This window comes from uncultured Oceanisphaera sp., assembly GCF_947495715.1.
Classification (GTDB): Bacteria; Pseudomonadota; Gammaproteobacteria; order Enterobacterales; family Aeromonadaceae; genus Oceanimonas; species Oceanimonas sediminis.
Window position 1 is genome coordinate 94,530 of record NZ_CANLZU010000002.1, and the last position, 12,247, is coordinate 106,776.

11 protein-coding genes are annotated in these 12,247 nt (G+C 57.5%); 6 read left to right on the forward strand and 5 right to left on the reverse strand.

Annotated features, from left to right (window positions below):
- The first annotated feature begins 6 nt into the window (after positions 1-6).
- Positions 7-630, forward strand: coding sequence for a cob(I)yrinic acid a,c-diamide adenosyltransferase (gene cobO, locus Q0753_RS01755; RefSeq protein ID WP_298716260.1), 624 nt, complete (start codon positions 7-9; stop codon positions 628-630).
- A 74-nt stretch (positions 631-704) separates the two neighbouring features.
- On the opposite strand, the gene Q0753_RS01760 is transcribed toward cobO, so the two are convergent.
- Together Q0753_RS01760 and Q0753_RS01765 are read right to left on the reverse strand one after the other, a co-directional pair.
- Positions 705-956, reverse strand: a complete 252-nt coding sequence (locus Q0753_RS01760; RefSeq protein ID WP_298716263.1) for a DUF465 domain-containing protein — start codon at positions 954-956, stop codon at positions 705-707.
- A 255-nt stretch (positions 957-1,211) separates the two neighbouring features.
- On the reverse strand, positions 1,212-1,589 hold the full coding sequence (locus Q0753_RS01765; protein ID WP_298716266.1) for a heavy metal-binding domain-containing protein: 378 nt from the start codon (positions 1,587-1,589) through the stop codon (positions 1,212-1,214).
- Positions 1,590-2,298: 709 nt separating this feature from the next.
- On the opposite strand from Q0753_RS01765, the gene Q0753_RS01770 reads away from it, so the two are divergent.
- Positions 2,299-2,814, forward strand: coding sequence for a heme-binding protein (locus tag Q0753_RS01770; RefSeq protein WP_298716268.1), 516 nt, complete (start codon positions 2,299-2,301; stop codon positions 2,812-2,814).
- A gap of 79 nt (positions 2,815-2,893) precedes the next feature.
- On the opposite strand, the gene Q0753_RS01775 is transcribed toward Q0753_RS01770, so the two are convergent.
- Both Q0753_RS01775 and Q0753_RS01780 read right to left on the reverse strand, forming a co-directional pair.
- Positions 2,894-3,328 (reverse strand): hypothetical protein, encoded by a 435-nt coding sequence (locus tag Q0753_RS01775; protein WP_298716271.1) that lies wholly within the window; start codon positions 3,326-3,328, stop codon positions 2,894-2,896.
- A 133-nt stretch (positions 3,329-3,461) separates the two neighbouring features.
- Positions 3,462-4,028 carry a hypothetical protein gene (locus Q0753_RS01780; RefSeq protein ID WP_298716274.1) on the reverse strand — a complete coding sequence of 189 codons (567 nt, stop codon included), beginning with the start codon at positions 4,026-4,028 and terminating at the stop codon, positions 3,462-3,464.
- 243 nt (positions 4,029-4,271) lie between these two features.
- Here Q0753_RS01780 and Q0753_RS01785 point away from each other — a divergent pair, with 243 nt between their 5' ends.
- From Q0753_RS01785 to Q0753_RS01795, 3 genes are all read left to right on the forward strand, one after another.
- Entirely contained in the window at positions 4,272-5,654 is a 1,383-nt protein-coding gene (locus Q0753_RS01785) for an FAD-binding oxidoreductase (RefSeq protein ID WP_298716277.1), read from the forward strand.
- Positions 5,655-5,795: 141 nt separating this feature from the next.
- Entirely contained in the window at positions 5,796-6,815 is a 1,020-nt protein-coding gene (locus Q0753_RS01790) for an amino acid ABC transporter substrate-binding protein (RefSeq protein WP_298716280.1), read from the forward strand.
- Positions 6,816-6,829: 14 nt separating this feature from the next.
- Positions 6,830-8,545 carry a GGDEF domain-containing protein gene (locus Q0753_RS01795; RefSeq protein ID WP_298716283.1) on the forward strand — a complete coding sequence of 572 codons (1,716 nt, stop codon included), beginning with the start codon at positions 6,830-6,832 and terminating at the stop codon, positions 8,543-8,545.
- Positions 8,546-8,587: 42 nt separating this feature from the next.
- On the opposite strand, the gene Q0753_RS01800 is transcribed toward Q0753_RS01795, so the two are convergent.
- Positions 8,588-10,093, reverse strand: a complete 1,506-nt coding sequence (locus tag Q0753_RS01800; RefSeq protein ID WP_298716285.1) for a Na+/H+ antiporter NhaC family protein — start codon at positions 10,091-10,093, stop codon at positions 8,588-8,590.
- Between the two features lie 414 nt (positions 10,094-10,507).
- Between Q0753_RS01800 and Q0753_RS01805 the strand changes: the two genes are divergently transcribed.
- Positions 10,508-12,235 (forward strand): potassium/proton antiporter, encoded by a 1,728-nt coding sequence (locus Q0753_RS01805; protein ID WP_298716289.1) that lies wholly within the window; start codon positions 10,508-10,510, stop codon positions 12,233-12,235.
- The last annotated feature ends 12 nt before the right edge of the window (positions 12,236-12,247 follow it).

Consider the following 12,247-nt stretch of genomic DNA (forward strand, 5'->3'; position numbering starts at 1 on the left):
AACCCCATGAGCGAAGCAAACGACAATAACCGTGATCAGGTAAAGGCCGAACGCCACCAGCAGCGGCAGCAAAAAGTAAAAGAGGCGGTCGACGCCAGAGTGGCGGCGGCAAGCGATGAGCGCGGCGTGCTGATGGTGATTACCGGCAACGGCAAGGGCAAGAGCACCGCCGGCTTTGGCACAGTGGCGCGGGCCGTGGGCCACGGCAAAAGCGCGGCCGTGGTGCAGTTCATCAAGGGCGGCTGGGAATGCGGCGAGCGTAACCTGCTGCAAAAAGTGGGCGTGCCCTTTGAGGTCATGAACACCGGCTTTACCTGGGAAACCCAGAACCGGGAACAGGACATGGCCGCCTGCGAACAAACCTGGCTGCCGGCCGAAAAAATGCTGGCCGACCCCGGTATCGATCTGGTGCTGCTGGACGAACTCACCTACATGGTGGCCTATCACTATCTGGATCTGGACCGGGTGCTGACGGCACTGAAAAACCGGCCCAAACACCAGCACGTGATCATTACCGGCCGTGGTTGCCACCGCTCCATCATCGAGCTGGCCGACACCGTGAGTGAAGTACAACCGATCAAACACGCCTTTGATGCCGGCGTTAAAGCCCAGCCCGGCTTTGATTACTGAGAAAAGTGTGCCGAATTAAAAAAGGCGCTACCGCATATGCAGTAGCGCCTTTTTGTGATGTTAAGCATAATGGATTATTGAGCCGATTCTTCTTTTTTTACCAGATTAAACAAGGTGTCTTTCAGATTGACACGTTTCAGCTTTAACTCTTCAAGATGACTGTCACCGGTAGGCCGATCTGCTGCCTCGATTTTAAATACTTCATTGTCGATTTCATGATAATCATCAAATAACTTGGCGAAGTGACGATCATTCATTTTCAGGTGGCGAATAGTGTGATGATGATCGGGGAACTCTTTTAACAAGCTGTGTTTTTCTAAAGACATATTATATTGGCCTCGCGCTATTGGTTTGATTTATTACACTAGCAACATGACATCGCATGTCAAGCCGTGTATTGATCCAGGTCAAGAGTTTGTAGCTACAGGCTAAATAAGGATAAATGTCGGTACTGTCTCATCAATCAGAGACTTGTTAAAAATAGTGACGCGATACCGAGGTTCTGCTATCGCGCCATCATCAAGTTCAGCTAAAAAGACCATGTGGTACGAATCACGTTAAAGCGTTGTTTAATATGATGTTTACTCAACAATCTTCACTCCCGTACCTTTTGCATCCATGTAGCCCCAAGTGGTAAGACCAACTCCGCTTTTGTAACTGACGTTAACGACAGCGTTGGCACCGACCATTCTGGCCTTCTCAATGAGAGCTTCATTAGCCTGCTCTTTCGTTGGGTCTTTATGAAAGACGGTCAACTTTTTGACAGAAACTTCAATCGGACCAATTTCTTCATAGTTTCGGTCTTTGATATCACCTTCCGAGATAATGACCTGAGAGGTTTTATCTATTGCCGATGCCGTTTGTGACGGTATATTAGAGCTGGTGCGGTAGGTGGAACACCCAGACAGGGTCGATAACCCAACGGCAAGGACCAAAAAGCCAAATTTATTAAGTTTCATTTTTTCTCTCCAGTATTGATTTCTAGTATCTATCGCTTGAAGCTGGGGCACAAAAGGCGGCTAATATTCATTGCTAAGTAACAACAAAAGAGCATGCATGGGAATGAATACAGAATCACAGCCTTTATATCAGGCAGCTTCGGTATCTTTATTTTTATACTTCGCTCAATATCTCTTCATGAAACTCATATGAAGCTCTGCCATTATAATCAGGGTCGCAAGCATAATGGAAGTGGGTAAGAGGCAGTTATCAGTGACAAGTATCAAGAAAAAGGCAGAACAACTGCCGATACCATCAGGCAGCTGCCACTGCATCGGAGAGGGAAAAGGGAGCCGTTCTGCCGACCATGATATGCCATGGATGGCATATCTGAGCTCACATGGATGTGCTCGTTGCGAGTCGGCGGAGCGGGCCCTTTGTCCGATGGGTGCAGGATCGCTATCTCTGCATTCACCTGCAAATTTGCGCCTACATACACCTACATACAAATAGCGGAATAGCGGAGTAGTTGTGCTGGTCGACTGACGTCGACCCAACAACAGAGCGTATGGCAGCGGTGTTTGATGTTCACTTTAACGGCGGAGCAGGGCGGTCATTACAACATGGTAATCAAGTGGCAATGAGTTTGACGGCGTTGGGCTGGCAGTATGGCTCGCATTGGCGCTCATCCTGATATGCCTGCCAAGCCAAACATTCATGGAGATAATGATGATGATAAAAACTGCTCGCCGTTCACTGCTGGCTCTGACCCTGTGTGCCGCTCCTGCCTTTGCTGCGCCTGTTTTGACCACAGAAGGCGGCATTGAACACAGAGCCGATGTGTCACTGGACCTGGCCAACCAGCTGCTGGACGCCACCATGGCGGCCTGTCATGCCGACGGCCGCACTGCGGTCGCCGCGGTAGTCGACCGTGGCGGTAACCTGGTTGCCCTGCAGCGTGACGACAATGTCGGCCCGCACAATACCCTGGCGGCCCAGCGCAAGGCCTTTACCTCGCTGTCCACCAAAACCACCTCGCGCAAGCTGTCTGAAATAGCCCGTAACAACCCCGAGTCAGAAAACCTGAACACGCTGGACGAGCTGTTGCTGCTGGGCGGCGGCGTACCGCTGAAAGTGGGTAACCAGGTGATTGGCGCCATTGGCGTGGCCGGTGCCGGCGGTGCCGCCATCGACGAAGGCTGTGCCCTGCAGGCTATCGAGCAGGTGCTGCCGAAAACTCTGTAAGCTCTTCTCAATACAGCAGATGATTGAACCGGCAGTTGCGTTGGCGGCTGCCGGTTTTTACGTTGTTAGCGCTATTTGGTTACCACTCGTCTTCTGCCGCCGGATCGTAGCCCTTGTATTGTTCCGGCTTGCTGCCGGTTTCGGCGGTGACTAAGGGATAGTGTCGGCCTGGCTGGGGCTCGCTTGGTTGCTTGCGGGATTTGGAAATCTGAAAAATCCAGTCGTCGCCAAAATCGAACCAGTAGAACAGCTTCTTGCCCTTGGACAGGGGAAACAAAGGCCCTATGCTGGCGTCCAGCGAGTATTCTTCGCCGTCAAAATGAATGCGCTCCGAGCCGAATTCTCGGCGGGAGATAAAAAACGAATACATGTGGTCGTTATCAAAACCGACCGCAGCCTGAATGGCGTCATGCAGATCGTGCAGCGAGCTGTTTTCTTCTATTTCCAGTTTACAGCCCCAGTCTGCTTCCGCATACATGCCCGCAACGAGCTGGATGGACAGGGTGATGATCATGGCGGCCTCATGGTTGGATGAAAATGAGTTGGCTGAAATATGATTGCTTGGAACAAGTTAGCTGAAAAAGCGTGATTGAAAAAGCCCCACGGTTGCCAGCGGTGGGGCCTGTATTATAAGGCGTTGGATGGACCTAGGGCTGATAAGCCGGCATGGGCGCCATAATATGCACATAGGGCGTACCTTGCCACATAACCCAGGGGCCTCCATTGGTGTGATCGGTGGGCAGTCCTTCCAGCATGGCGTTATCGGGCACCAGTATCATCAGGTGCGGTACCGGCTCGCTAATCCACTCGTTGCTGGCGGTGGGCTCGGTGGCGTAAGGGTCTGTATTACTTTCGGGAGTACCGCCCTGCAGCATATAGCCAAAGCCCATGCCCTTGTTGGTCAGCGGCTGCTTGTTCATCCAGGCGTGCGCCCAATCCAACCAGGCCGCGTCCAGACACATGGGGTCGTTGCCGGTGGTGGCCGGCATATCCGGCAGGCAGGTCCAGCCGTTGTCGCCTTTGCGCAACTCCGTCATGTCGGCACCTTCTTCGGCCGGCCAGTCCATTATGGTGGCGGTGGCACTGACCGAAGGTGGGGCGGCGCTCATGGCGCTGGCTATTTTTTCTTCCGGGGTGGCGGCCAGGGTGGCACCGCAGGCAACGCCGAACACCAGGCCCAGCGCAACACGGGGAAGAGAAACCAGATTATTCATGGTTTAGCTCCTTAACATGGTACAGCGTACATTAATCAGGACGATTAATGTTCTATCCATGCAGTATTTTAGGCTTAGCAGGGCGCCGACCTTCCGTCAACGCGGCCGAAAGCAGGCATCCGGCTGCTAAACTTATCAGCGAGTCAAATCTGGCTGGCGCTTGCTTGGCCAGCGGTACCGGGTTAGCGGTTACTCGCTTGAAGCCGGCTATTCTGTTGAGTCTGTTATTTCAAGGACACCATCATGACACTTATATCCAAGGATGCCGTTGCCGGCCTGAAAAAGGTGGTAAAGGGCCAGATTGTGCTGCCCGAAGATGCCGATTATCACGAGGTGCGCAAGGTGTGGAACGCCACCATTGACCGTCACCCCAAAGTGATAGTGCGCTGCGCCGAGGCGGCTGACGTGCCCCCGGCCCTCGACTTTGCGCGCCGGTATCAGCTGGATATCTCGGTGCGCGGCGCCGGCCACAATATTGCCGGCAATGCGGTGTGCGAGGGCGGCATCATGATCGACATGTCGACCATGACCGGGGTACAGGTTGATGTGGCCAATAAAATAGCTCTGGTGGAGCCGGGTGCCCGGCTGAGCGATGTGGATCTGGCCACCCAGCAGCACGGGCTGGCCACGCCGCTCGGCATCAACTCCACCACCGGCGTGGCCGGTTTGACCCTGGGCGGTGGCTTTGGCTGGCTGACCCGGCAACACGGCATGACGGTAGATAATTTGCTGGCGGTCGAGCTGGTGACCGCCGAGGGAAAATCGCTTCGGGCCAGTGAGCAGGAAAACGGTGATCTGTTTTGGGCGGTGCGCGGGGCGGGCGGCAATTTCGGTATCATTACCCGTTTTGAATACCGGCTGCATGCGGTGGGGCCGGAGATCACCGCCGGGCTACTGGTGTTTCCCATGGCGCAGGCAACCCAGGTGTTGCAGCAATACCGTGATTACATGAACGGTGCACCCGAACGGCTCAATGTGTGGGTGGTGATGCGCAAGGCCCCGCCGTTGCCGTTTTTGCCCGAGCCGATACACGGGCAGGAAGTGGTGGTGCTGGCCATCTTTTACGCCGGGCCGCTGGCCGAGGCCGAGCCGCTGATAGCGCCGCTACGCGACTTTGGTACCGCCCACGGCGAGCATATTGGCGAGCAGCCTTATGTGCAGTGGCAGCAGGCGTTTGATCCCCTGTTGACGCCGGGGGCCAGAAACTACTGGAAATCACATAACTTTACCGAGCTGTACGATGAGGCGCTGGATACTCTGGTCAGCTATGCGCAGCGACTGCCCGACCCCCAGTGCGAAATTTTCATCGGTATGATCGGGGGCGCCGCCAATCGGGTGCCGGCCAACGCAATGGCTTATGGGCACCGAGACGCCCGCTTTGTAATGAATGTGCATGCCCGCTGGGACGACACCGCGCAAGACGCCGGCTGCATTGCCTGGGCGCGCGAGTTTTTCAAGGCCTCGGCACCGTATGCTTCTGCCGGTGTTTACATCAACTTCATGACCGAAGAAGAAGGCGAACGGGTAAAGGCGGCCTATGGCGACAACTATGCACGGCTGGTGCAGCTGAAACGCCAGTATGATCCCGACAATCTGTTTCACCTGAACCAGAACATCAGGCCCTGATGGGCGACCGAGGTGCTTGCTCATGGATGCGCCGCTTGTGATGACGTCTACAACAAATTTATGACCAATTAAAACTTGCGGCGTTCTGGCCTGCAATGATGCAATCTGTCACCATGACAACTGGTTACAAGGATGTAGGACATGCAGATGTCATTGCTTGATAAAGGAAAGCTGCTGGTGTTGCTGTTGGGCCTGTGGTTGCCCGGTTGGGACGCCAGTGCGGGTACCCTGCAGCAGGCTCTTCAGCATGGCGACATACGTTGTGGCGTGTTTCCGGACGACCCCGGGCGCAGCGCCATCGATAACGAGGGGGTCTGGCGCGGTTTCTACGTGGACTTTTGCCGGGCGACCGCCGCAGCCCTGTTCGGTGATCCGAAGCGGGTGCAGTACATAGAGGTAGACGCCACCACTCGCTTTACCAGCCTGCAGCAGCGCCAGGCCGATGTGGTGATGTACAGCTCCACCTGGACGCTGGGCCGCGAACACCGCTATCAGGTCGCGTTTCCGGCGATTTATCTGTTTGACGGCCAGGGCCTGATGGTCCGTGAGCAGGCCGATATTCACGAATTGGCCGATCTGGCTGGCAAAACCGTCTGTGTAACCGAAAACACCACCACCCACCGCAATCTGGTCAACCTGCTGGCGCGCGAACGGCTCGATGCCCGTATTCTGTTTTCCAACGGCGACAGCTTCTTTCGTGGCCATTGCGATGCCTACAGTGCCGACCGCATCAATCTGGCCATCAATCGCGCTCATCGCGCCGACAATCCCGCCCGTTACCGTATTCTGCCGCTGACCTTCACCCGGGAGCCGATCGGCCCCATGGTCAGAAACGATGACGCCGAATGGTCGCGGGTGATTCGCGCCGTGGTGCATGCGCTGATCCTGGCCGACGAAAAAGGCATTACCCAGGCCGAGGTGGCGGCTTTGCGCGGCAACAGCAGTGATGCAGAGGTTCGCAACCTGCTCGGCGACAGCGGTAACCTTGGCCGGCAACTGGGATTGCCGGCCGACTGGGCCTATCAGGCCATTCGCAGCGTCGGTAATTACAGCGAGATCTATCGGCGGCATTATGGTCCCGACACCGCCATCAATGTGGAACCCGGTCTCAACCAACCCTGGTCGCGGGGCGGCCTGTTGTTTGCGCCGCTGTTTCAGTGAAGGAGACAACGACCTTGCTGCCCGTTTTTCGCCGCCGGCCTCGTTACAGCATTGGCAGTAAACTGACCCTGATTATCGGTGCCGTGTTCGGCCTCTACCTGCTGTCGGTGACGGTGATCGGTTATGTCATGTACAGCCAGTATCGCGGTTTCAGCACCCTGGCCAGCAGTCACTTTGACCGGGCCATGACCGCCGCCGAGCTGACTCGGGATGCAGAAACCATTGCCGCCGAAGTGTTCGAAATGCTGGTCAGCAGCGAGCGTTCCATCAGTGCCGGCAATCGCCGCGCCGAAAATCTGGCCAGCATTTATCAGGCCACCCGTCAGCGTCTGGATGCGGTTGATGCCAGTGATGTAGTGGATGACCAAACCCGGGCCGAGCTGGATCGTTGGCAACAGCCCTTTTTCAGCAGCCTTGAGCGACTGGATACGCGGCTGGCAGCCGAGCAGTCGTTGCAGACCGCCCACCTGAATCGCATCGATGAACTGTTTCTGTTGCTGCAGCAGTTGCCACCGGTGGCAACGACGGCTTCCTTGCCCACGGCAGATCAGCGCTTTGTCGGTCATGCCCTGGCGGCCCTGAGTTATGCCGCCGCCGCCCTCAGTGCCGAGCGCCCGGGGCAAATTGCCCGCTTGCACGGTGCTTGCCAGCAACAGTTGCAACAGCTGGCGGCCTTGCCGCTGGTCTCGAAAGATTTTATCGAGCTGCGGGAACGATTGAACCGTACCCTGCCGAGCATCTTCACCAGCCGACGTCCCTTGCTTCAACATGGGCGGGCCACCCTGGCCACGGCCAGACAAACCCGAGTGCTGGCCCAAAAACTGACCAGTGCCACCTTCAACTATCATTTGCAGTTAAAAGCCGCGGCGCAGCAGGCCATTACCGTTCATCAACGCATGATCCGCCGTTCGCTGTTCGGACTGCTGCTGGCCTCGCTGGCACTGATCACCATTACCGTGGGGGCCGTTGTTTATATTCGACGGGCCATAGTGTTGCGTATCAATCGGCTCAGTGCCGCCATGCATGCCCATCAGCAGGGACATGACGGGCCCATTCCCTGTGAAGGGCACGATGAAATCAGCCTGATGGGCTCGACCTTTGCGGTGTTTGTCGAGGCGCGCCGGCAGGCGGAGCAACAACTGGAGCAGGCCAACCTGCATCTGCAGCAGATGAACGCCGAACTGCACCGGCTGAGCGAGATTGACGAGCTGACCCGGATAGCCAATCGGCGGCGCTTTGATCAGCATATGGTGTCGGTGTGGCGACGGGCACTGCGGGAGCAAAGCCCGCTTGGCCTGATCATGGCAGATATCGACTTCTTCAAGCGGTTCAATGATGAATATGGCCACCAGGCCGGTGACGAGTGCTTGTACCGGGTGGCGCAGGCACTGGCCGGTGAATTGCACCGGGAAGGGGACATGGTGGCCCGTTACGGCGGCGAGGAGTTTATTTTGTTGCTGCCGGGGCTGAGCCTGGCACAGACCGAAAAGCTGGCGCGCCGTTTGCTGCAGGCGGTGCGGAGCCTGCAGATCCCCAATGCCCAGGCCGATTGCCATATGGTGACCATCAGCCTGGGGGTGGCATCGGTGGTGCCCACCACGCATGATCGCATCGAGTCACTGGTCAGCCGTGCCGATCAGGCCTTGTATGCGGCCAAAAGCCGAGGGCGAAATCGGTTTTGCTCGGCGGTAGCGGATGAGCAAAACGTCATGGTTGGTGGCACCACCTGACGATCGGGTCAGTCCCGCCCCGTTTGGGGCGGGAGTTCGCCGTTATGCGGTTTGAACCTGCAGGCGAGCGCGTTGCAGGCGCGACAGCAAGACAACCAGCACCAGCTGGGTGGCGATGGCTGCCAGCAGCACCAGCGGGCTTTCTACCCAACCGGCCACCACAAAGCCCGCCAGCGCAATGCCGCCGTTGAGCAGGGCGTAGGGCAGCTGGGTGCGGAAGTGTTCAAACTGATCACAGCCCGAGCCGGTAGACGACAGTATGGTGGTTTCCGAAATCGGCGAGCAGTGATCGCCGAACAAACCGCCCGAGAGCACGGCGCCGATGCAGGCATAGAGCGGGGCGTCAATGGCCACGGCTGTGGGGATCACCAGCGGCATCATGATGGCAAAGGTGCCCCAGGACGAGCCGGTGGCGAAGGAGATCACCGCCGACAGCAAGAAAGCCACCGCCGGTACCAGCCAGGCAGGAAAACCGGCCTGAGCCTGTTCTGCAATGTAGGCGGCGGCGCCCAGATCCTTGCCCACGCTGCTCAGGGTCCAGGCCAGGATCAGCACGATGGCCACCTGCATCATGTTGCCCATGCCCTTGAGGTACACGGCAATGCCATCGGTCACCCGGCGTACACCATAGCAGGCCATCAGGGTGATCAACGTCATGGCCGCCATGAAGTAGGCGGTAGACAGGGCGGCACGAAACACCGAACCCGACACCTTCTCGAACGGAAAGCCCAGCGGCCCCAGCATGGCGATTAACACCCCGGCCATCACCAGCAGTGGCGCCCATACAAACGAGGCCCGGGCGTTGTCGTGACTGAACAGGGTTTGCTGCTCTTGCGGGCCGGCGGCAATTTCACCCCGTTCGGCGGCGCGCTCGGCTTCGGCCATGGGGCCAAAGTCCAGTTTCTTGAAGGCGATCAGCGGCACTATGGCCACCGCCAGCACGGCATAGAACTGGAACGGAATGGCGGCAATAAAGGCTTCCCAGTCGGTCAGCGGCAGCGCAAGGGCGGTAAATTCCTTTTGCAGCAGACCCATGATGTACACGCCCCAGCCGATAAAGGGCACCATAATCGCCACCGGCGAGGCGGTGGAGTCGATGATGAAGGCCAGTTTCTGGCGCGACAGCTTGAGCTTGTCGAACAGCGGCCGAAATACCGGGCCGACGATCAGCGGCGTGCCGAGATCGGAAAAGAAGATGACGATGCCGCCCAGCCAGGCTGCCACCTGGGCCCGGCACTTGGTGCTGACCCAGTGGGTGACCTTGCGGGCAAAGGCCTGGCCGCCACCGGACTGTTCCATCAGCGCCACAAAGCCGCCGATAAATACCAGCAACACCAGTACGCCGGCGTTATAGCTGTCGGTCAACTGACCGACCAGGTGGTCTTTGACCAGAATGCCGAAGTTGTCGAGCGGGTGCAGCCAGTCGTTCAGCATCACCACGCCACTGGCGACACCGGCAAACAGGCCAATCACCACGTTGCGGGTGCCGAGCGACAGCACCAGGGTGATAACGATGGGGATCAGCGAGCTGATATGGGGTTGGTCCATTACCGGTTCCTTCCTGAAGGGGTTCGACGCCGAAGGGGCAGGCCCGGCAGACGAAGATGAATAAGTAAATGAAGCGCGGGACTTTAAAGAAGGTCGGTCGTGGCCGCAACCGGATAATGGTTTTTTAATAGTGAAATATGCACAACAGGCGACATTTTAATCTGATAAAGGCTTTCTTTGCCCGTTAAAATTAATCAAATGAGTCCTTTTATGGTATTTTTATTCACTCGGTGCCGAGCGCAGTGTCACTCTGGGGACGGGGTGTTTGCGCTGTAAAGGCACCGATCATGTCACGCAAAGGTTATGTGTATTTTTGAATATATATTTTTTAAAAGTGGCTAAAAACTCATTTATTACCAAACCCTCTGGCTGTGATATAACAGTTACATCTAAAACCCTGTCGGAATTCACTCGTTGGACAATATAGAACACCTTTTTCTGCTGACCGGGGTTTTGCTGTGTTTAAGCGTGCTGGCGACCCTGTTGTCGGCGCGTTCCGGCATCCCCATTCTGCTTATCTTCCTGCTGATCGGCATGCTCGCCGGTGAAAGCGGACCCGGCGGCATCGAGTTTGAAAGCTATTCGATGGCCTATGCCGTCGGCAACCTGGCGCTGGCCATCATACTGCTGGACGGCGGCATGCGCACCCGCATGGAAACCTTTCGGGTGGGGCTGAGGCCGGCGCTGAGTCTCGCCACCCTGGGGGTGGTGATCACCAGCGGCATGACCGGGCTGCTGGCGGTGTATATTCTGGATTTAAGCTGGATGCACGGCCTGCTGCTGGGCTCCATTGTCGGCTCGACCGATGCGGCGGCGGTGTTTTCGCTGCTTAGCGGCAGGGGGATGCACCTTAACCAGCGGGTAGGGGCCTCGCTCGAAATCGAGTCGGGTACCAACGATCCCATGGCCATTTTTCTGACCCTGACCCTGATTGGCCTGATCACCGGCGAGATGCATGGCGCCGGCGATACCCTGCTGTTTCTGCTGACCCAATTCGGCATCGGCGCCATTGCCGGGGTGCTGGGGGGGCTGTTGCTGGTGCAGCTGATCAAGCGGGTGGGGCTGGCCTCGGGTCTGTATCCCATTCTGGTCACCGGTTTTGGTCTGGCCCTGTTTGCGCTGACGGCGCTTTTTGCGGGCAGTGGCTTTTTGGCGGTGTATCTGGCGGGTCTGGTGGTGGGCAATGCCCGCCTGCGCCACATGGAGTCGATTTTGCCGGTGTTCGACGGTCTGGCCTGGCTCAGTCAGATTGGGCTGTTTCTGGTGCTGGGGCTGCTGATTTCGCCGGCGGACATGTGGGCGATGGCGCTGCCGGCCAGCCTGATTGCGCTGGCGCTGATTTTTATTGCCCGGCCGCTGGCGGTGCTGGTGGCGCTGGTGCCCTTCTTTCGTTTCAATGCCCGCGAGCTCGGCTTTATCTCCTGGGTGGGGCTGCGCGGGGCCGTGCCCATCGTGCTGGCTATTTTTCCGTTGATGGCGGGCATACCGGAAGGGGCCATGATCTTCAATGTGGCGTTTTTCGTGGTGCTGATCTCCTTGCTGGTGCAGGGCTCTACCCTGCCGCAGATGGCCCGGCTGCTGCAGGTGGAAGTGCCGCCCGAACCCGCGCCCCGGCGCCGTTCCATGCTGGGTATTTTTGAAGAAGACGACTTCGAGATGTTTCTCTATACCGTCAGCAGCGAGTCGATAGACGGTGTGGTGGTGCGTAAGCTGACCTTTCCGCCGCACTGTAGGGTGGCGGCGGTGTTCAGAGGCGAAAACCTGCTGCCGGCCTCGGGCAGCACTCGGCTGGCGCTGAACGATGTGCTCTGTGTCATCGGGCGCAGCAATCACCTCAAGACCCTGAACAACATGTTTGGTGGCGATCTGGATGCGGCGCGCAGCAAGGCGCGCGCCTTCTTCGGCGACTTCATACTGGATGCGAATGCCCGCATGGGGGACGTGGCGCTGATGTATGGCGTGGACGTGGACGAAAGCGAAGCCGGTTTAAACCTGGGCGAGTTCATGCTGGCCCACAGCAACGGCCACCCGGTAGTGGGGGATCACTTTGTGCGTTACGACATGGTGTGGACCGTGGCCGATGTGGACGGCGATCAGGTGCTCAAGGTGGGCTTGCGCGAGCATGAAATAGACAATGTCTGAGATGGTTGCCGG